This is a genomic window from Sphingomonas sp. GV3, assembly GCF_031082075.1.
Classification (GTDB): domain Bacteria; phylum Pseudomonadota; class Alphaproteobacteria; order Sphingomonadales; family Sphingomonadaceae; genus Sphingomonas; species Sphingomonas beigongshangi.
Map to the genome: position 1 here is coordinate 1,680,649 of NZ_JARWLE010000001.1, position 19,347 is coordinate 1,699,995.

Below are 19,347 nucleotides of genomic sequence, written 5' to 3' on the forward strand. Positions count from 1 at the left end.
CCTCACCTCCCGCGGCCCATGCGTACGGCCGGATGCCGCGACCGACATGGGGTCGCCGCGGCGTTTTCAGCCAAGACCAGCGGAGCCAACCGCTTGGCCGGAAACGAATAAGCTCGAGGACACTCTAACCCTATGGCTACTCAAGCCCTTCCGAGCCGCGACGATTTCGCGGCGATGCTCGATGACATGTTCGGCGGCGCCGACAGCTTCGAGGGCCGCGTGGTGCACGGCACCGTCACCGCGATCGAAAACGACATGGCCGTCATCGACGTCGGTCTGAAGTCCGAAGGCCGTGTGCCGCTGCGCGAGTTCGCCGCGCCGGGCCAGAAGGCCGACCTCAAGGTCGGTGACGAGGTCGAGGTCTATGTCGACCGCGTCGAGAATATGCACGGCGAAGCGATGCTCAGCCGCGACCGCGCCCGCCGCGAGGCCGCGTGGGACAAGCTCGAGCTCGAATTCTCGCAGGGCAACCGCGTCGAGGGCGTGATCTTCGGCCGCGTCAAGGGCGGCTTCACGGTCGACCTGTCGGGCGCCGTGGCCTTCCTGCCGGGCAGCCAGGTCGACATCCGTCCGGTGCGCGACGTCACCCCGCTGATGGACATCCCGCAGCCGTTCCAGATCCTGAAGATGGACCGCAAGCGCGGCAACATCGTCGTCAGCCGCCGCGCCGTGCTGGAAGAGACCCGCGCCGAGCAGCGTTCGGGCCTGATCCAGTCGCTGCACGAGGGCCAGATCATCGAGGGCGTCGTCAAGAACATCACCGATTACGGTGCGTTCGTCGACCTGGGCGGCATCGACGGCCTGCTGCACGTCACCGACCTGAGCTACAAGCGCGTCAACCACCCGTCCGAGATGATCAACATCGGCGACACCGTCCGCGTCCAGATCATCCGCATCAACAAGGACACGCAGCGCATCAGCCTCGGCATGAAGCAGCTCGAGTCGGATCCGTGGGACGGCGCCAGCGCCAAGTATCCCGTCGGCGCCAAGCTGTCGGGCCGCGTCACGAACATCACCGAATATGGTGCGTTCGTCGAGCTGGAAGCCGGCATCGAGGGCCTGGTCCACGTGTCGGAAATGTCCTGGACCAAGAAGAACGTCCATCCGGGCAAGATCGTCTCGACCTCGCAGGAAGTCGATGTCGTCGTGCTCGAGGTCGACGAGGACAAGCGCCGCATCAGCCTGGGCCTGAAGCAGGCGCAGAACAACCCGTGGGAGGCGTTCGCCGCCGCGCATCCGATCGGCTCGACCGTCGAGGGCGAAGTCAAGAACGCGACCGAATTCGGTCTGTTCATCGGCCTGGACAACGACGTCGACGGCATGGTCCACATGTCCGACATCGCCTGGGGTGTGTCGGGTGAGGACGCGCTGGCGCTGCACCGTAAGGGCGAGACCGTCCAGGCGGTCGTGCTCGACATCGATCCGGAGAAGGAGCGCATCAGCCTCGGCATGAAGCAGCTCGAGCGCGGCGGCCCCGTCGCCGCGGGCGCGGGCGATCGCCTGGGCAAGAACCAGGTCGTCACCGTCACCGTCCTCGAAGTCCGCGACGCGGGCCTCGAAGTGCAGGCGGGCGACGATGGTGCGACCGGCTTCATCAAGCGCACCGACCTCGGCCGCGATCGCGACGAGCAGCGTCCGGAGCGTTTCCAGGTCGGCCAGAAGTTCGATGCGATGGTGACCGGCTTCGATCGTTCGAAGAAGCCGACCTTCTCGGTCAAGGCGATGCAGATCGCCGAAGAGAAGCAGGCGGTCGCCCAGTACGGCTCGTCCGACTCGGGCGCGACGCTCGGCAACATCCTCGGCGAGGCGCTCAAGGCGCGCAACGAGGCGGACAAGAAGTAAGCACAGGTGGGGCCGGGACGCGAAGGTGTCCCGGCCCTGCTCATTTTGGCGGCTGCTATCCGAATTGGACCTATGCTTCGTGCGCATTGATGCGTATCAAGGCATTATACGATGTCCTGCAGGAAGCCTGCCAATGATCCGTTCCGAACTTATCCAGACGCTGACCGATCAGAATCCCGAGCTGAATGCGAAGGACATGGAAACGATCGTCACCACCTTCTTCGATGAGATCACCCGGCGGCTCGCCGCCAACGGCCGCGTCGAACTGCGCGGTTTCGGTGCCTTCTCGACCCGCTCGCGCGACGCCCGCCAGGGCCGCAATCCCCGCACGGGCGAGATGGTCGACGTGGACGCCAAGCGCGTCCCCTATTTCAAGCCCGGCAAGGAAATGCGCGCGCGCCTCAACGTGTGACGGCCGGCCTGTCCCGCGCACCGCTGGTTCCGGCGGCGGGCGAGGACCAGAATGTCGCGGCACGCCCGACACATGGCCGGCGTCCGTCACGATAGGCAAGCGCGCCGGGACGCGGCAACTCGCTGCATGGCGCGATGAACGCGCTTTTCCTCATCCGACCGTCGCCATGCTGTCCACGCCGTGCAAGCCCGGGCTTCGGCGGCATCGCCGCCTGCGCTGCCGTCACCGCCTGCGTGTTTCGCCCGCGCGTCGTTCCGCCGGATAGCCGCGCCGGTCTGTTCCGGTCGCTTCCGATCCGTCGGGCCCGGTCGATCACGCCGGCGATCGCAGCCGCGGCCTTTGCCGCCGCATCTCTCGGTGTGCGCCGGCCGTCGCACCGCGTCCGGCACGTATATCCGACCTCTGAACGCCTCGCGCGGGTTGACGCCCGCGCCAAGCTGCGCTTCGGATCGTTCGTGCGCGGACGTGGCGGAATCGGTAGACGCTGCCGACTTAAAATCGGTTTCCTTCGGAGTGCGGGTTCGAGTCCCGCCGTCCGCACCATCGCCGTCGCCGTGGCGCTCGCCAGCTGCAACCAGCGGCCGGATTCGGGTCCCGTCGTGGCCAGCGCGATCGGGATGCCGCCCCGCGCCGCCGATCCGTCACGCAAGGCGCTGGATACGCCTGCCCGCCTGCTGATGGACGCGACCGCCGAGGGCCTCGTCCGGTTCGACGCGGCCGGGCAGATCGAGCCGGGGCTGGCCGAGCGATGGATCGTCATCGACGATGGCATGAGCTACATCTTCCGCCTGCGCACCGCCCAATGGACCGATGGCAGCCCCGTTTCCGCAGACCAGGTCGTGGCGTTGCTCCGCCGTCAGTTACGCGCCGGATCGCGCAACCCGCTCGCACCGTTCCTCACCGCGGTCGACGAAATCGTGGTGATGACGCCGCAGGTGATCGAGGTCCGCCTGCGTCGACCGCGCCCGGATCTGCTGAAACTGTTCGCGCAGCCGGAGCTTGCGCTGTGGCGGCCACGCAGCGGCGGCGCCGGCCCTTTGCGGATCGTCCATGCCACGGCCAGCCCGCTGCTGCGCCCAGCCATCGATCCCGGCCGCGCCGATCCGGACGATCAGCGCCGCACGGCGCCGGAGGACGAGGTCCGCCTGATCGGCGAACGGGCGGCGCGGGCGATCGTGCGTTTCGCCGCGCACGAATCGGACCTGGTCAGCGGCGGCACCTTCCGCGACTGGCCGCTTGTCGCCTCCGCCGGCGTCGCGCCGGCGAACGTGCGGATCGATCCCGCAGCCGGGCTGTTCGGCCTCGCGATCGAACGCCGCGTCGGCTTTCTCGCCGACGCGGCAAATCGCGCGGCGCTGGCGGGCGCGATCGATCGGACGGCCCTGACCGGCGCGGTCATGGCCGGCTGGGAGGGGGCCGACAGGATCCTGCCCGATCAGCTCGACTCGGCCGCGCCCCCTGCGGTGCCGGGCTGGTCGTTGCTGACGCCGGAGCAGCGCCGGGACGCCTTGCGCGCCAGGGTCGCCGCGGCCGGTGCCCCGGTTACGTTGACGATCGCGCTGCCGCCAGGGCCCGGCGCGACGCTCGTCTACGGGCAGGTCGCCGCGACGCTGGTGACGGCGGGAATTGCGCCGCGGCGGGTCGCCGCCGATGCCGCAGCCGATCTGCGCCTGGTCGACCTGGTTGCGCCCTATGACAGCGCACGTTGGTATCTGGCGCAGGCATGCCGGCCGTGCAGCACCGAAGCCGCAACCGCGATCGAGGCCGCGCGCGATGCGCCGACGCTGGCCGAACGGTCGCGCCTGATCGCCGCCGCGGACGTGGCCTTGACCAGCGATGCCGCGTTCATCCCGCTCGCCCGCCCGTTGCGCTGGTCGCTTGTCGCCCTGCGCCTGCGCCAGTGGCAGGCGAACCCGCGCGCATGGCACCCGTTGAACCGGTTGCGCGACGACACCAAATAACTCGCATGACAGACCGCACTCGCCCGATCGACGCGCAGAGCGTGCTCGCCACGCTTCCCGTTGGCCGTGACCCCGCCTCCGTCCGCACGCGGATCGCTGCGATGGAGCGCGTGATGGAGGGCCTGTTCGTCATCCCCGGCACGAACCGGCGGGTCGGCCTCGACGTGCTGCTGGACCTGGTGCCGGTCGTCGGCACGACGATCGCCGCGGCCATCGGCTCGTATCTCGTCTGGGAGGCGCGCAATCTCGGCATGTCGAAGATGCAGATGGCGCGCATGTTCGGCAATGTCGGGATCGACTGGGCGCTGGGGATGATCCCCTGGGTCGGTGCGGTCCCCGACTTCTTCTTCCGTTCCAACACGCGCAACCTGCGGATCATCCGGCGTCATCTCGATCGCCATCACCCCGGCACGGTGACGCTGCAGGGCTGAGGCGGACGCTTCGCGCGACAGGCCGTGGCGCGCGGCTGGCGCCGTCGTCCGATCGCGTCTATCCGCACCGCCTCATCGACAAAAGCGATCAACGGAGCGACCCATGGCCGCCACCTATCTGCCGACCCTCAAGCAGCTGCAATATCTCGTGGCGCTGAAGGACCACGGCCATTTTGGCCGCGCGGCTGAGGCATGTTTCGTCACGCAGTCGACGCTGTCGGCCGGCTTGCGGGAACTCGAGACGCTGATCGGCGTGGTGCTCGTCGAGCGGACGCGCCGGGTCGTCCGCTTCACCCCGCTGGGCGATCGGATCGCCGACAAGGCGCGTCGCGTGCTGCGCGAAGCGGAGGAACTGGGCGATATCGCGCGTGCCGCGGGCCGGCCGCTGTCGGGCGAGATGCGGATGAGCGTCATCCCGACGATCGCACCGTTCATGCTGCCGCGCATCCTGCCGCGCCTGCGTGCCGATTACCCCGACCTGAAACTGTTCCTGCGCGAGGAGCCGAGCGGTGCGGCGTGCGAGGGCCTGCACAACGGTCGCACCGACTGCGTGCTGCTCGCCCTGCCCTTCGCGTGTGGCGAAGTCGCGTCGCAGACGCTGTTCGACGACCGGCTCTACGTCGCCTATCAGCCCGGCGACATGCCGAGCGACCCTGCCTCCATTCCCGCTTCGGCGATCGACGAGAATCGCCTGTTGCTGCTCGAGGACGGCCATTGCCTGAAGGATCACGCGCTGGCGGCATGCAACCGGCCCGAGCTGCGGGCGGAGGCGACCATGCTGGGAACCTCGCTGCACACGATCGTGCAGATGGTCGACAACGGTCTGGGCATGACGATGTTGCCGCAGATGGCGATCGACGCCGGCATCCTGGAGCATACGGGGATCGTCGCGCGCCCGCTTGCGGCGGAAAATGCGGTGCGGCGGATCGCTTTGGTCTGGCGGCGCGCGTCGCCACGGGAGCGCGACTTCCAGCTGCTCGCCGAAACGCTGGCGCAGGTCCACTGATGCGCCGGATCGATATCGCTCGGCCTGACCGGGTCGCCGCGACGCGGCGACGCGTCCTGCCCCGCCACAGCGCCGCCATCATATTGCTCGCGGCCCTGCCCGGATGCGTGCCGCCGGCGGCCATACCCGGCGTCGCCCCGCCGCCGACCAGCGCCACGCTGACGCCGACTGCGGTCGATCCCGCCCGGATCGCCCCGGACGCGACGATCGGCCAGTCCGTCGCAGCCACGCCCGGCCTGTCGACGCTGGCGGCGGAGGTCCGTGCCGCCGGTCTGGGCACGATGCTCGACGGGCCCGGGCCCTATACGCTCTTCGCGCCCAGCGACGCGGCCTATTCGCGCCTGGCGCCGGGCGTGGCGCAGGACCTGCTAGCGCCGGACAATCGGGCGACGCTGGCCTTGCTGTTGCGCAATCACGCGGTCGCCGGCGAGGTCGATGTCGCGGCGCTGACGCAAAGGATCGAGGCAGGCGGCGGCCGCGCGACGCTGACGACCCTCGCCGGACAGCCCATCACGGCGACGCTGATCGACGGCGTCGTCACGCTGACCAGCAGCAGCGGCGAGAAGGCCTATGTCGAGGCCGCCGACATACGCCAGGCCAACGGCATGTTGCAGGTGATCAACGGCGTGCTGACGCCGACACTGCCGTAAGGTCTGATCCACGTGCGCGGATGCGATTCCGGCCCGCACCCCGCTCCGGCATCGCCGGATTGGACGTCATGGCCCGGCCGGCGGGGCCCCCGCGCCAGCGACGGGCCACGGGCGGCGAGGCTGCCGAACGAACGCCCGGCGTGAAGCAGCGTAGGATGTTAGGCCTGTCCGCCGGTCAGCCCCAGCGTGCGGCCGCGGCATTGTCCGTGTCGCGCGCCTCGACCCAGCGGGCGATGCCGTCGCGCATCTCGCGCTTCCAGAACGGCGCGTCGGTCTTCAGGCGGTCGATCAGATAGGCGCAGGCCTCGAGCGCGGCGGCGCGGTGCGGTGCCGCAGTCGCGACGAAGACGATCCGCTCGCCCGGCGACATCGGGCCGACGCGGTGGACGATCGTCGCCGCGCCGAGCGACCATCTTTGCTGCGCATGCTCGACGAGCCGGGTCAGGGCGGCCTCGGTGGCGCCGGGATAATGTTCGAGCTCGAGCGTGCCGACTCCGCCCGTCCCGTCCGCCCCGTCCGCATCGCGGCGCACCAGCCCGGTGAAGGTGGCGATCGCGCCTGCCCCCTCCGCTGCCTCGATCCGCGCCATCTCCGCGGCGAGGTCGATCGGATCCTGCTGGACGAGGATGCGGATCATCCGCCCGTCACCGGGGGGAACAGCGCGATCTCGCGGGCCCCGGCGATCGGTGCGTCGAGCGCGACGAACGCCTGGTCGACCGCTGCGCGCAGCCGACCGCGATCGCTGAGCGCCGCCGCGCCCGCGGGATCGCGCGCGACGAGCCAGTCGATCAGGTCGGCGACGGTGCCGACCGTGGCGGGCGGCGTCACCCGCTCGCCCGCGCGTCCCATCGCCTCGCGTACCCAGGCGAAATAGAGCAGGTCGATGGCCATCGTAATCAATCCATGTGCTTCAGGCCGACGCGCAGGTAATCCCAGCCCGTCACCAGGGTGAGCGCCGCCGCGCCCCACAGGCTGCCGAGCCCGGCGATCTTGATCCACGGCGCGCCGGGCAGCGCGCCGGCGAGGATCAGCGCGCCGAGCGAGACGAGCTGCAGCGTCGTCTTCCACTTGGCCAGCTTGGACACCGGCAGCGAAACCTGCAGGCCGGCCAGGAACTCGCGCAGGCCGGAGACCGCGATCTCGCGCAACAGGATGACGAGCGCGGCAATGAGATGGACGCCCGTGATCAGCGCGGCATCGTCGTGCCGGGTCCCGACCAGCATCAGGATCACCGCGGCGACCATGATCTTGTCCGCGATCGGATCGAGGAAGATGCCCAGTTTCGACACCGCCCCCTGCGCGCGGGCGAGATAGCCGTCGAAATAGTCGGTGATCCCCATCAGGCAGTAGAGCGCGAAGGCGATGCCAAACCCCGCCTCCCACCGCGGCCACCACAGAAAGGCGACGAGCAGCGGAACCGCGACGATCCGCGACAGGGTCAACAGGTTGGGGAGCGTCAGCATGCCCCTTCCTATCGAGCCGGAGGACCGGGCGGAACCCGGCATCGCACGAACCGGCATCATGCCTGCCGCAGGATGGCTCGATGACGCCGCCGCGGCACGGTCGCCGTCGCTTCCGCCGCGTCGCGCCACGCGCGCCGCGTCGGCAAAGCTAAGGCGTTGGCGATCCCCCGCGCCTCGGCTATGCCGATGACACGTCCGTCACGATCGAAGGGCCTGCGTCCATCATGCTGAATGCCTTGGGGTTGCTGAAGCAACGCCGCTTCCTGCCCCTGTTCACCACGCAATTTCTCGGTGCGTTCAACGACAATCTGTTCAAGACGTCGATGGTGTTGTTCGCGACCTACGCGATCTTCGACGATGCGCGGATGGAAGCCAATTTCAACGCGCTCGCGACCGGAATCGCGATCCTCCCCTTCTTCCTCTTCTCCGCCCTAGCCGGGCAGCTCGCCGACAGCCACGACAAGGCGCGCATCATCCGCATCGTCAAGACGGCTGAGATCCTGATCATGCTGCTCGGCGCGGCGGGATTGATGGTGGCGCGCGCCGGACTGCCGACGGTCGGTATCGGCCTGATGCTCGGCGCGGTGCTGTTCCTCGGCGTTCACTCGACCTTCTTCGGCCCGATCAAATATGCGATCCTGCCCCAGCACCTGCCGCCGCACGACGTGCTCGGCGGCACCGGCCTCGTCGAGGCCGGGACCTATCTGGCGATCCTCCTCGGCACCGTCGTCGCCGGCTGGATCCCGATCGAAGGCGCGGCGGCACTCGTGCTGGTGATCGCGGCGGTAGGCTGGCTGAGCGCACGACAGGTTCCGCCGGCCCCGCGCGAGGGGGCGAAGCTCGCCATCAACTACAATCCCTTCACCTCGTCCTGGCGGCTGATCCGCGCGACGCTCCATATCCCGCGCCTGTTCCTGTCCATCTGCGCGATCAGCTTCTTCTGGACGATCGGCGCCGTGCTGATCGTCATCTTTCCGCCGCTGGTGAAGAACGTCCTGACCGCCGACGAACGTGTCGCCAGCGGCGCGATCGCGGTCTTCTCGGTCGGTGTCGCGCTCGGCTCGGTGGTCATCAACACCTTGCTGCGCGGCCGGATCAGCGCACGCTATTCGCCCGCATCGGTGATCGCGATGGGCGCGTGCGTGGTCCTCTTCTCCTTCCTGTGCCGCGGCTGGACGCCGGCCCCCGCCGGCGCGCTGTACCATTGGCCGGACTTCGTCGCCCAGCCGCGCGCGATACCGATCATGCTGTGCCTGCTGGCGATCGCGACGACGGGCGGCATGTTCGTCGTGCCGCTCTACGCCTTCCTGACGACGACGGTGGAGAAGGACCAGACCGCCCGCACGGTCGCGGCGAACAACGTCGTCAATTCGGGGGCGATGACGCTGGGTTCGGCGGCCGTGTTCGGGCTGAGCGCCGCAGGTGTGCAACCGCTGGAGATGCTGTTCCTGGTCGCCGCCATGTGTCTCGTCGCGGCATGGCTGGCGCAGAAGCTGCACCAGGCCTGCGACTGACCGCCGCGCGGCGGCCCCGGCACGGCGGTCGTCCCGGCCGTCCCGTTTCGGGACTCAGCCGATCATGGTATAGAAGCAGGTGAAGAACGCCGCGAAGCTCAGGCAGAAGAGCTTCCAGTCCTGATCGTCGTTGCGCGGCCGTGCGAGGCGAACCACGGTGGGGGGAAGGCTCCGCCGGAAAGGATGGCGGGCGGCTTCGTTGGTGAGGACGAGGCGTCTGGTCATGGCGAAGCGTTAACGCGCCGTTTACGATTCAGGCCAGTCGCAAAGAGGGTTAAATCCCCGCCGTCCCATGTCGGGACAGCGAAATGGAGAGGGATTGCAAGGGCATGAGCGTGGCCTTCCGCCGCGAAAGCGACGACGAGCATCTGGAGCCGAAGTTCGAAATCCCGTTGCCGCCCGGCCCCAACCGCGTGACGCGCGCAGGGCTGGCGCTGATCGCGACGCGGATCGAGGCGCTGGAACGCGCGCTCGCCGACACTGACACCGATGCTGACCCGGCGGCGGCCGAGCCGATCCGGCGCGACCTGCGCTATTGGCGGACGCGGCGCGCCACGGCGGAACCGACCCTGGCGCCGGACGACGGCAGCGCGGGGTTCGGCACCTATGTGGAGGTCGAGATGGGTGGCCGGACGCGGCGGCTGGCGATCGTCGGCGACGACGAAGCGGATCCCCATGCGGATCGAATCGCCTTCTCGGCGCCATTGGCGCGCGCGCTGATGGGGGCGGAAGCCGGCGACGAGATCGCGTTCAACGGCAAGGACGGCGCGATACGCGTACTGTCGATCGCGCCGATCGACCTACCGGCGCAATAGCCGGGCTGCGACGGCGGGAGACCGCCGCAGCCCGGTTCCAGACGCCGGGGAGCATCTGAAAGCGTCGATGGAGTCGATTGGGAGAGAACAACACCGACGGCTGCCCCGTTAGCGCGACCATGTGTCCCGCATATTTCCGCACCGGGGTGATCGGGACATTCGCGTGCAAGACCGCGGGCGCAACGGGTGCCACCTGCCAAGGAGGTGCTTTGCCGTGATGTCCCGAACGACGCCGTCCTGCTGTCACAGCCGCCATCGGCCCGGTCGTCTGCAATGGGAGGCGGGCGGGATCACCCGCGCGCGGTGTCGCAGCTGCGGGATGAACCTGATGCGTCTGGCGCTCAGCCGCCGCTGGATCATCGCCGACCAGCTCGGCGGGGGCGGCGTCGACCAGGCTGAACGGGCGCAGTCGGTCGATCGCGCCGTCGGTCATCACTGATTGGGGCAGCCAACCGCACAACTGGCGGCGGGGTCAGAGCGGCAGCCAGACCGTCGCGATCGCGCCGCCGTCCGAATGGTTGCCGATCGTCGCATCCCCGCCATGCGCACGCGCGATGCCGCGCACGCTCGCCAGACCCAGGCCGATCCCGCCGGTATCCCGATTGCGCGAACGCTCGCCCCGGAAGAACGGCTCGAACACGCGATCGAGATCGTCCGGATCGATTCCGGGACCATGATCGCGCACCTCGATACAGGCATGACCGTCTTCCTGTGACAGTGTCACCACCGCGTCGCCCGCATATTTGAGGGCGTTGCCGACAAGATTGCCGATCATCGCCTTTATCCCCGTCGCGTCTCCGGTCAGCACCAGCGGATCGCCGTCCGCGAGCGACACCGCCGCGCCGCGATCGGCAAGATCGTCGACGATGCTTTCGGTCAGCGAGCGAAGATCGAGCGCACGCCGCTCCACCGATTGGGTCGCATCGCGGAAGAAGGCGAGCCCGGCCGCGATCATCGCCTGCATGTCGTGGATGTCGGCCTCGCTCGCGGCGCGGATCGACTCGGGCGCCTGCTCCAGCCGCAGCGACAGGCGCATCAACGGCGTGCGGAGGTCGTGCGCGATAGCGGCGATGACGGTCGTGCGGTCTTCGACATAGCGGTTGAGCCGCGTTTGCATGCGGTTGAAGGCGACCGCGGCTTCCGCGATCTCGCTCGGCCCGTCCAGCGGCACGGGCGCGGCACGCGGATCGCGGCCCAGGCGCTCCGCGGCGGCGGCGAACAGCTTGACGGGCGCGATCGAACGGCGCGCGAGCATCCAGGCGAAGGGCGCGACCGCGACCAGCGCGGCGAGAAGCCACAGCAGCGCGCGCCATCGCCATCCTTCCAGGCCGGTGCGGCCGGCGCGGGCGATGATCCAGTCGCCGTCAGGCTCGCGCACGGCGACGGTGAAACCGCCGAACAGGATCTGCGCGCGTGCGTCGGGGCGCGGGTGACGCCGCGCGGCGAAGTCCGGCATCACGGGATGGAAGCCGCCCGGCGGCCCGCCGAAATGGACACGGACGCGCTGGATCGGCACGCCCAATTGCGCCGCCAGCGCCTGTTCGAGGTGCAAGGTGCGCGGCCCCCTGCCCGCCGGTGCGTCGTCCTCGCGATCGAGCACGATTTCGCCGCTCGCATCGCGACCGTGGCGCAGCGCGCTCGCGACCTGCGCCACCGAAAAGATGTGCGGCGTCGGCGGCGTAACGAAGACGAGCAGCGCGACGTTGACGAGCTGCACGCTCGCGACGCTCGCCAGCATGACGAGGAAGATTCGCCAGAACAGCGACAGGCCGATCCGCCGCCACCAGGCCATGGCGGGTATCGGCTCGTCCGCCGTGGCGCTCATACCCGCGCTACGGCGGGTACGAACAGATAGCCCTCATTGCGGATCGTGCGGATCATTTCGTCCCCGCCACAGCGCAGCTTCCGGCGCAGGCGGCTGATCTGTACGTCGATCGCACGGTCGAACGCGTCGGAATTTGGCCCGCGCGCCGCCTCGAGCAGCGTCTCGCGCGACAGCACGCGGCGCGGCCGCTCGACGAAGGCGCGCAGCAGCGCGAATTCGCCATCGGTGAGGCCGACCAACACATTCTGCGGGTCGAACAATTCGTGCGCGACGAGATCCATCACCCAGCCGTCGAAGCCCAGGCACAGCCGATCGCCGGCGGTCACCTGGCGGCGCATGCGCAGCGCGGCGCGCACGGTCGCCAGCACCTCGCGGGCGCTGCAGGGTTTGGGCAGATAATGCGTCGCGCCCATCTCGAGCCCGACGATCCGATCGCGTTCCTCGCCGAGTGCGCTGAGGAAGATCACCGCCGGCCCGTCGTCGCGCGCGATGCGGCGGCACGCGGCGATGCCGTCCTCGCCCGGCATCATCACGTCGAGCAGGATCGCGTCGATCCGCTCGCGTTCCAGTACCGCGTCCATCTCGCGCGTGTTCGCCGCCGCCTGCACGCGATAGCCGCGCGCGCCGAGGCTCTGCGTCAGAAGGGTCCGGATGTCGCGATCGTCGTCGACCACCAGGATCGATGCGGGCTGGTCCGCGCCAGTCGGTTGCAGGGTCATGAGGCGGTCCGATGCCAGTGCTTTGTTGCGGCAAGATATCAGCATGAGTGGATTCGCGCCGCAAGCCGCCGGCGCGCGACGGCGGCGCGACGCGAGGATTTCCGACGCGCGGGCGGGGTCGCGGGCGCACGCCCCCTGCTCAGACATTTGCGGGTAACATTCGCCTGATTGACGCTATGCTCCGCTTTTTCCTGGGGGAGAATTTCCATGCGTCGTCTCGCCAGCATCGCCGTCGCCGTCGCGCTCGCCACCGGATCGGGCGCTCAGGCGGAAGGGTCGCGCCGCATCTTCATCAGCCCGATGGGCCAGCCCTTCCGCGGTACCGACGCCGCGCCCGACCCGGAACGCACCTGGTTCGATGCCGCCGACGCCAATCACGATGGCGCGGTGTCGCAGGCGGAATTCGTCGCGGACGCGATGCGTTTCTTCAAGATCCTCGACCGCAAGAACGACGGCGAGATCGATCCCGACGACATCGACTATTACGAGAACACGCTCGCGCCCGAAGTCCGTTCGGGCAATGCGGGCGGCAGCGGGATCATCGCGCGGCGATCGGATGGCGAAGGCGGCGCCGACGTGCAGGGCACGCGTGGACCGCTCTACGACCCCAGCAAGCTGGGCGCGGCGCGGTTCAGCTATTTCGACCTGCCGGAGCCGGTGACCTCCACCGACCGCAACTTCAACCGCGGCGTGGACCCGCAGGAATTCACGCGCGCCGCGCAGCAGCGATTCGACTCGCTGGACACCAACCACGACGGCAAGCTGATGTGGGACGAGCTGCCGCACGTGCGCGTGCGTGCGGAGGTGCGCAGCTTCGGCGGCGACCGCCACGGCGGCGACCGCAAGGGCGGTCGGCGGCGCGGTGGTTATGACGGCATGTCCGGGGGCATGTCGGGCGGCGGCCGGATGCCGATGGGCGGCATGAGCGGGGGCGACGCCACGCCCTGATAGCCTCGCTGATCAGCCTCCTGATCGGCGGCGCCCCCCGACCGCCGGCTCAGTCGAGCCGGCGTGCCAGTTCCTTGTTCAGGCCAAGCGCGATCAGCGTGCCCAGCGCGCCCGACAGCAGATAGCCGCCCGCCGCGATCAGCCCGAAGGTGCTGGCGAGCAGCAGCGCCGCGAGCGGCGCGAATCCGGCCCCGAACAGCCAGGCGAGATCCGACGTCAGCGCCGCACCGGTATAGCGCGCGCGCTTGGGAAAGTTGCTCGTCACCGCGCCAGACGACTGGCCGAACGACAGGCCGAGCAGGACGAAGCCGGCGATCATGAACACCAGTTCGCCCGCGGTGCCGCCGCGCAGCAGCTGCGGCGCGAAGCCGCTGAAAACCGCGATGCCGACGGCCGTATAGCCCAGCAGCGAGCGGCGGCCGACGCGATCGGCGAGCAGACCCGATGCGACCAGCGCGCCCAGGCCGAAGACCGCGCCCACGATCTCGATCCCCAGGAACCAGGCGATGTTGACGTTGGTGTAGAGGAATATCCACGACAGCGGGAACACCGTCACCATGTGGAACAGCGCGAAGCTGGCCAGCGGCGCGAAGGCACCGATGATGATGTTGCGCCACTGCGCCTTGATGGTGGGCAGCACCGGCGAGGGCGTCAGCTCGCGGCTGTGGAACAGCTCGGTATATTCGGGGGTGACGACAATGCGCAGGCGCGCGAACAGTGCGACGACGTTGAGCGCGAAGGCGACGAAGAACGGATAGCGCCAGCCCCACGACAGGAAGTCGACCGGCTCCATGTTGGCGAGGAAGAAGGCGAACAGGCCGCTCGCCACGATCAGGCCCAGCGGCGCGCCCAGCTGCGGCACCATCGCATACCAGCCGCGCTTCTTCTCGGGCGCGTTGAGCGCGAGCAGGGAGGCGAGGCCATCCCAGGTCCCGCCCAGGGCGAGGCCCTGGCCGATGCGGAACAGCGCCAGGAGTACCGCCGACGCATTGCCCGCCTCCGCATAGCCGGGAAGGAAGGCCAGCGACACGGTCGACGTGCCGAGCAGCAGCAGCGCGATCGTCAGTTTCGTGCCGCGCCCGTGCTGGCGGTCCACCCACATGAACACCTGCGTCCCGATCGGCCGGACGATCCAGGCGAGCGGGAACAGGGCAAAGGACCATAGCGTGCCGCTCAGCCGGTCGAGATAGGGGAAGACGACCTGCGGAAAGACGAGCACCGAGGCGATCGCGTAGACGAAAAAGTCGAAGAATTCCGACGTACGGCCAATGATGACGCCGATCGCAATCTCACCGGGACGGACCTGATGGTCGCCCTGAGTGTTGACCGCACGCGCGTCGCGCTCGAGCGGGGCGGAATGGGCGGAAGCCACGGCCATGAATCGTCATCCTGTCTTCACATGGAGGTCGCCCGACCTCATCGTCTCAACGCACCGGAGCCTAACACGGTCCCGGCGCAAGTGCTCCCCTGTAACGTCGCATGCTGCGCCGCGGGATAGGACAAAATGTCCTATTTTGCAGTGCAGCGCGCAGGCTTAGGCGCACGGTCATGCGAGCCAAACCGCCCCTCCCCATGCGCACCGGCAAAGGCCTGCGCGCACTCGCCGTCGTCCTCGCCGGGCCCGCCCTCCTGGGCGGCTGCGACATGGTGGTGATGAACCCGTCCGGCGACGTCGCGCAGCAACAGGCGAAACTGGTGCTGGCGTCGACCGGGCTGATGCTGCTGATCATCGTGCCGGTGATCGTGCTGACCGTGCTGTTCGCGTGGAAGTATCGCGCGAGTAACACGGACGCCGAATATGCACCGGACTGGGATCATTCGACCGGTCTGGAGCTCGTCATTTGGTCGGCACCGCTGCTCATCATCATTGCGCTGGGCGCCCTCACCTGGATCAGCACGCATACGCTTGACCCCTATCGTCCGCTCGCTCGGCTGGCGGAGGGGCGTCCGCTCGCCAAGACGGACAAGCCGCTGGAGATCCAGGTCGTCTCGCTCGACTGGAAGTGGCTGTTCATCTATCCCGAACAGGGCGTCGCCACCGTCAACGAACTGGTTCTGCCCAAGGATCGCCAGGTCCGTTTCCGCCTGACGTCCTCGTCGGTGATGAACGCCTTCTACGTCCCCGCGATGGCCGGCATGGTCTACACGATGCCCGGCATGGAGACGAAGCTGCACGCGGTGCTCAACCGCCCGGGCCGCTTCGAGGGCATGTCCGCCAATTACAGCGGCGCGGGCTTCTCCTACATGCACTTCCCGGTCGACAGCGTCGATGACGCGGGCTTCGCGCGCTGGGTGTCGGAGGCGAAGACCGCGGGCCGCACGCTGAACGCCGCGACGTACATGCAGCTCGAGAAGCCGAGCGAGCGCGTGCCCGCGATCCGCTTCGCAACGGTCGAGCCGCGGCTGTTCGACCGCGCGGTCGGCATGTGCATCCAGCCCGGCCTGTCGTGCATGCAGGATACAATGGCCAAGGACATGCAGGCCGGCGGCGGCCATGGGTCCGCGGTCAACGACACGCCTGACCAGCGCGGCAGCGAGGCGAAGGGCGCGATCCTGAAGACCCCGGAGGAAAAGGGCTCGAGCCCCCACCGCAACGCCCCGCGCCCGCCCGCGCCCGGCACCAACGATCGCGGTTCGGCAGCGAACCGCACCATGACCTCGGCCGATCCGTTGCCGCAGCCGTTCGCCGGCCGCGCGCCGATCGCCCGCTCGTAGGACGAAGACCCATGTCCGATTCCCTGCTCAAGACCATCTTCGGGCGCCTGACGCTCGACAGCTTCCCCATCCACGAGCCGATCCTGGTCGCGACCTTCATCATGGTCGCGATCGGCGGCGCGGCGGTGCTGGGCGCGCTCACCTATTTCAAGGTGTGGGGCTATCTGTGGAAGGAGTGGTTTACCAGCGTCGACCACAAGAAGATCGGCATCATGTACATGGTGCTCGGCATCATCATGCTTCTGCGCGGCTTTGCCGATGCGCTGATGATGCGCGCGCAGCAGGCGATGGCGTTCGGCTCGAACGAGGGTTTCCTGCCCGCGCATCACTATGACCAGGTGTTCACCGCGCACGGTGTCATCATGATCTTCTTCGTGGCGATGCCGTTCGTCACGGGCCTGATGAACTATGTCGTGCCGCTGCAGATCGGCGCGCGCGACGTATCCTTCCCCTTCCTCAACAACTTCAGCTTCTGGATGACTGTGGCAGGCGCGCTGATCGTCATGGCCAGCCTGTTCGTGGGCGAGTTCGCGCGCACCGGCTGGCTGGCGATGGCGCCGCTTTCGGGCCTCGACTACAGCCCCGACGTCGGCGTGGATTATTACGTCTGGGCGTTGCAGATCGCGGGCGTCGGCACGTTGCTGTCGGGCGTCAACCTGCTCACCACCATCATCAAGATGCGCGCGCCGGGCATGAGCCTGATGAAGATGCCGATCTTCACCTGGTCGGCGCTGGCGACCAACACCCTGATCGTCGCCGCCTTCCCGATCCTGACCGCCGTGCTCGCGCTGCTCAGCCTCGACCGCTACGTCGGCACGCACTTCTTCACCAACACCATGGGCGGCAACCCCATGATGTACACCAACATGATCTGGATCTGGGGCCACCCGGAGGTGTACATCCTGATCCTGCCGGCGTTCGGCGTGTTCAGCGAGGTAACCAGCGCCTTCTGCGGCAAGCGCCTGTTCGGCTACACGTCGATGGTCTACGCGCTGCTGGTCATCACCATCCTCGCCTATCTCGTCTGGCTGCACCACTTCTTCACCATGGGGTCGGGGGCGAGCGTCAACTCGTTCTTCGGCATCACCACGATGATCATCTCGATCCCGACGGGCGCGAAGATCTTCAACTGGCTGTTCACCATGTACAAGGGGCGGATCCGCTTCGAGCTGCCGATGATGTGGACCATCGCGTTCATGATCACCTTCGTGATCGGCGGCATGACCGGCGTGCTGCTCGCGGTACCGCCCGCAGACTTCGTGCTGCACAACTCGCTGTTCCTGGTCGCGCACTTCCACAACGTGATCATCGGCGGCGTGCTGTTCGGCATGTTCGCGGGCATCAACTTCTGGTTCCCGAAGGCGTTCGGCTTCAAGCTCGACAAGTTCTGGGGCACGATCAGCTTCTGGTGCTGGACGATCGGCTTCTACGTCGCCTTCATGCCGCTCTACGTGCTGGGCCTGATGGGCGTGACGCGTCGCCTGCGCCACTTCGACGATCCCAGCCTGCAGATCTGGTTCATCATCGCGGCGATCGGCGCTGTGATCATCGCGGCGGGCATCGGCGCCTTCCTGATGCAGCTGTTCGTCAGCATCCGGAACCGCGACAAGCTCGTCGACACCACGGGCGATCCGTGGAACGCGCGCAGCCTGGAGTGGGCGACCTCGTCGCCGCCGCCGGCCTACAACTTCGCGTTCACGCCGGTCGTCCACGATCTCGACGCCTGGTACGACATGAAGAGCCGCAACGCGGCGCGCCCGGAGGAGGGGTTCCGTCCGATCCACATGCCCAGCAACACCGGCTCGGGCGTGATCCTGGCCGGCCTGTCGATGGTCTTCGGGCTCGCGATGATCTGGTACATCTGGTGGCTGGCGATCCTGTGCTTCGTCGGGATCCTGGCGGTCGCGATCGGCCACACCTTCATCTACGACCGCGACTATTACATCCCCGCCGACGAAGTGACCGCGACCGAGAATGCGCGCACCAAGGCGCTGGCGACGGCGGGAGCCTGAGGACCCATGAGCACAGCCACCATCCCCCCCGGCGCCGAGGCGCCGATCTTCTACGAGCTGGACGAGCACGAGCACGAGGCAGGCGGCAGCACGATGCTGGGCTTCTGGCTCTATCTGATGAGCGACTGCCTGATCTTCGCCATGCTGTTCGCGGCCTATGGCGTCTATGGCGGCAGCTATGCCGGTGGCCCGCAGCCGCACGAGATCTTCGAGCTGCCGCTGGTCGCGCTCAACACCTCGATGCTGCTGCTGTCCTCGATCACCTATGGCTTCGCCATGCTGGCGATGAACCAGGGCAAGGCGCGCGCGGTCCAGCTCTGGCTGGCGGTCACCGGCCTGTTCGGCGCGTCCTTCGTCGGCATCGAGCTCTACGAGTTCGGCAACCTGATCCATGAAGGCGCGACGCCGCAGCGCAGCGCCTTCCTGTCCTCCTTCTTCACCCTGGTGTCGACGCACGGGCTGCACGTCACATTCGGCTTGATCTGGCTGGTGACGCTGATGGTGCAGGTGGGGCGCAAGGGGCTGATCCCGGCCAACCAGCGCCGGCTGCAGTGCCTGTCGCTGTTCTGGCACTTCCTCGACGTCATCTGGATCGGCGTCTTCACCTTCGTCTACTTGCTGGGAGTGCTGCGATGAGCGCCGGTAACCATGCGCACGGTCACGACCATGGCCATGGCGATAACGGGCACGGGCACGGCCATGACGGCGCGCCGCACGGGTCGATGCGCGACTATGTGATCGGCTTCGTCCTGTCGGTCATCCTCACCGCGATTCCCTTCGCGCTGGTGATGACCAATGCCTTCGCCGATCACCGGGTCACCGCCGGCCTCTGCATGGCGTTCGCGCTGGTGCAGATCGTCGTGCACATGATCTACTTCCTGCACATGAACACGAAGTCGGAGAACGGCTGGACGCTGATGGCGCTGTTGTTCACCATCGTCATCGTCGTGATCTGCCTGTCGGGCTCTTTGTGGGTCATGTATCACATGAACCTCAACATGATGCCGGGCAGCGGCGCGATGTCCGCGATGTAG

Annotated in this window: 20 protein-coding genes and 1 tRNA gene; 14 read left to right on the plus strand and 7 right to left on the minus strand. The window is 68.0% G+C overall.

The window, feature by feature from the left end; genetic code table 11:
• Window positions 1–132 precede the first annotated feature (132 nt).
• The 7 genes from rpsA (at window position 133) to RF701_RS07855 (ending at window position 6,302) form a co-directional block, all read left to right on the plus strand.
• Window positions 133–1,842 (plus strand): 30S ribosomal protein S1, encoded by a 1,710-nt coding sequence (rpsA, locus tag RF701_RS07825; protein WP_203310292.1) that lies wholly within the window; start codon window positions 133–135, stop codon window positions 1,840–1,842.
• Window positions 1,843–1,975: 133 nt separating this feature from the next.
• A complete protein-coding gene (locus RF701_RS07830; RefSeq protein WP_203310291.1) occupies window positions 1,976–2,254 on the plus strand; it encodes an integration host factor subunit beta in 279 nt (92 codons plus the stop codon).
• A gap of 459 nt (window positions 2,255–2,713) precedes the next feature.
• Window positions 2,714–2,797, plus strand: a tRNA-Leu gene (locus RF701_RS07835).
• 11 nt (window positions 2,798–2,808) lie between these two features.
• The gene (locus RF701_RS07840; protein ID WP_308814614.1) at window positions 2,809–4,215 is read left to right on the plus strand and encodes an ABC transporter substrate-binding protein; all 1,407 of its coding nucleotides are present in this window, start codon (window positions 2,809–2,811) and stop codon (window positions 4,213–4,215) included.
• A gap of 5 nt (window positions 4,216–4,220) precedes the next feature.
• Window positions 4,221–4,646 carry a DUF4112 domain-containing protein gene (locus RF701_RS07845; RefSeq protein WP_308814616.1) on the plus strand — a complete coding sequence of 142 codons (426 nt, stop codon included), beginning with the start codon at window positions 4,221–4,223 and terminating at the stop codon, window positions 4,644–4,646.
• A gap of 103 nt (window positions 4,647–4,749) precedes the next feature.
• On the plus strand, window positions 4,750–5,652 hold the full coding sequence (locus tag RF701_RS07850; RefSeq protein WP_210359314.1) for a hydrogen peroxide-inducible genes activator: 903 nt from the start codon (window positions 4,750–4,752) through the stop codon (window positions 5,650–5,652).
• Complete coding sequence (locus tag RF701_RS07855; RefSeq protein WP_308814617.1) at window positions 5,652–6,302, plus strand: fasciclin domain-containing protein; 651 nt, start codon at window positions 5,652–5,654, stop codon at window positions 6,300–6,302. The genes RF701_RS07850 and RF701_RS07855 overlap by 1 nt, the downstream gene beginning before the upstream one ends.
• Before the next feature lie 175 nt (window positions 6,303–6,477).
• On the opposite strand, the gene RF701_RS07860 is transcribed toward RF701_RS07855, so the two are convergent.
• The 3 genes from RF701_RS07860 to pgsA are packed head-to-tail and all read right to left on the minus strand — an operon-like array spanning window position 6,478 to window position 7,765.
• Complete coding sequence (locus tag RF701_RS07860; protein ID WP_308814619.1) at window positions 6,478–6,939, minus strand: molybdenum cofactor biosynthesis protein MoaE; 462 nt, start codon at window positions 6,937–6,939, stop codon at window positions 6,478–6,480.
• Window positions 6,936–7,193, minus strand: a complete 258-nt coding sequence (moaD, locus tag RF701_RS07865) for a molybdopterin converting factor subunit 1 (protein WP_203310287.1) — start codon at window positions 7,191–7,193, stop codon at window positions 6,936–6,938. Before moaD ends, RF701_RS07860 begins: the two co-directional genes overlap by 4 nt.
• 5 nt (window positions 7,194–7,198) lie before the next feature.
• Complete coding sequence (pgsA, locus tag RF701_RS07870; RefSeq protein ID WP_210359316.1) at window positions 7,199–7,765, minus strand: CDP-diacylglycerol--glycerol-3-phosphate 3-phosphatidyltransferase; 567 nt, start codon at window positions 7,763–7,765, stop codon at window positions 7,199–7,201.
• 224 nt (window positions 7,766–7,989) lie between these two features.
• On the opposite strand from pgsA, the gene RF701_RS07875 reads away from it, so the two are divergent.
• Window positions 7,990–9,279 (plus strand): MFS transporter, encoded by a 1,290-nt coding sequence (locus tag RF701_RS07875; RefSeq protein ID WP_203310285.1) that lies wholly within the window; start codon window positions 7,990–7,992, stop codon window positions 9,277–9,279.
• A gap of 54 nt (window positions 9,280–9,333) precedes the next feature.
• On the opposite strand, the gene RF701_RS07880 is transcribed toward RF701_RS07875, so the two are convergent.
• Window positions 9,334–9,504, minus strand: coding sequence for a hypothetical protein (locus tag RF701_RS07880; RefSeq protein WP_203310284.1), 171 nt, complete (start codon window positions 9,502–9,504; stop codon window positions 9,334–9,336).
• Between the two features lie 104 nt (window positions 9,505–9,608).
• Between RF701_RS07880 and RF701_RS07885 the strand changes: the two genes are divergently transcribed.
• On the plus strand, window positions 9,609–10,094 hold the full coding sequence (locus RF701_RS07885) for a GreA/GreB family elongation factor (RefSeq protein WP_308814620.1): 486 nt from the start codon (window positions 9,609–9,611) through the stop codon (window positions 10,092–10,094).
• A gap of 472 nt (window positions 10,095–10,566) precedes the next feature.
• Here RF701_RS07885 and RF701_RS07890 read toward each other — a convergent pair whose 3' ends face one another.
• Together RF701_RS07890 and RF701_RS07895 are read right to left on the minus strand one after the other, a co-directional pair.
• The gene (locus RF701_RS07890) at window positions 10,567–11,919 is read right to left on the minus strand and encodes an ATP-binding protein (protein ID WP_308814621.1); all 1,353 of its coding nucleotides are present in this window, start codon (window positions 11,917–11,919) and stop codon (window positions 10,567–10,569) included.
• The gene (locus tag RF701_RS07895) at window positions 11,916–12,638 is read right to left on the minus strand and encodes a response regulator (RefSeq protein WP_210359319.1); all 723 of its coding nucleotides are present in this window, start codon (window positions 12,636–12,638) and stop codon (window positions 11,916–11,918) included. The genes RF701_RS07890 and RF701_RS07895 overlap by 4 nt, the downstream gene beginning before the upstream one ends.
• Before the next feature lie 207 nt (window positions 12,639–12,845).
• On the opposite strand from RF701_RS07895, the gene RF701_RS07900 reads away from it, so the two are divergent.
• Window positions 12,846–13,586, plus strand: coding sequence for an EF-hand domain-containing protein (locus RF701_RS07900; RefSeq protein ID WP_308814622.1), 741 nt, complete (start codon window positions 12,846–12,848; stop codon window positions 13,584–13,586).
• A gap of 49 nt (window positions 13,587–13,635) precedes the next feature.
• On the opposite strand, the gene RF701_RS07905 is transcribed toward RF701_RS07900, so the two are convergent.
• Window positions 13,636–14,964: an MFS transporter gene (locus RF701_RS07905; protein WP_308814623.1), complete on the minus strand. Its 1,329-nt coding sequence runs from the start codon at window positions 14,962–14,964 to the stop codon at window positions 13,636–13,638.
• Window positions 14,965–15,158: 194 nt separating this feature from the next.
• Here RF701_RS07905 and cyoA point away from each other — a divergent pair, with 194 nt between their 5' ends.
• From cyoA to cyoD, 4 genes are read left to right on the plus strand one after another with little or no spacing between them, the layout of a single operon-like run.
• Complete coding sequence (gene cyoA, locus RF701_RS07910; protein WP_308814624.1) at window positions 15,159–16,301, plus strand: ubiquinol oxidase subunit II; 1,143 nt, start codon at window positions 15,159–15,161, stop codon at window positions 16,299–16,301.
• Between the two features lie 11 nt (window positions 16,302–16,312).
• Window positions 16,313–18,313 (plus strand): cytochrome o ubiquinol oxidase subunit I, encoded by a 2,001-nt coding sequence (gene cyoB, locus RF701_RS07915; RefSeq protein WP_203310277.1) that lies wholly within the window; start codon window positions 16,313–16,315, stop codon window positions 18,311–18,313.
• A 6-nt stretch (window positions 18,314–18,319) separates the two neighbouring features.
• Window positions 18,320–18,949 (plus strand): cytochrome o ubiquinol oxidase subunit III, encoded by a 630-nt coding sequence (cyoC, locus tag RF701_RS07920; RefSeq protein ID WP_203310276.1) that lies wholly within the window; start codon window positions 18,320–18,322, stop codon window positions 18,947–18,949.
• Window positions 18,946–19,347, plus strand: a complete 402-nt coding sequence (gene cyoD / locus RF701_RS07925; protein WP_203310275.1) for a cytochrome o ubiquinol oxidase subunit IV — start codon at window positions 18,946–18,948, stop codon at window positions 19,345–19,347. The genes cyoC and cyoD overlap by 4 nt, the downstream gene beginning before the upstream one ends.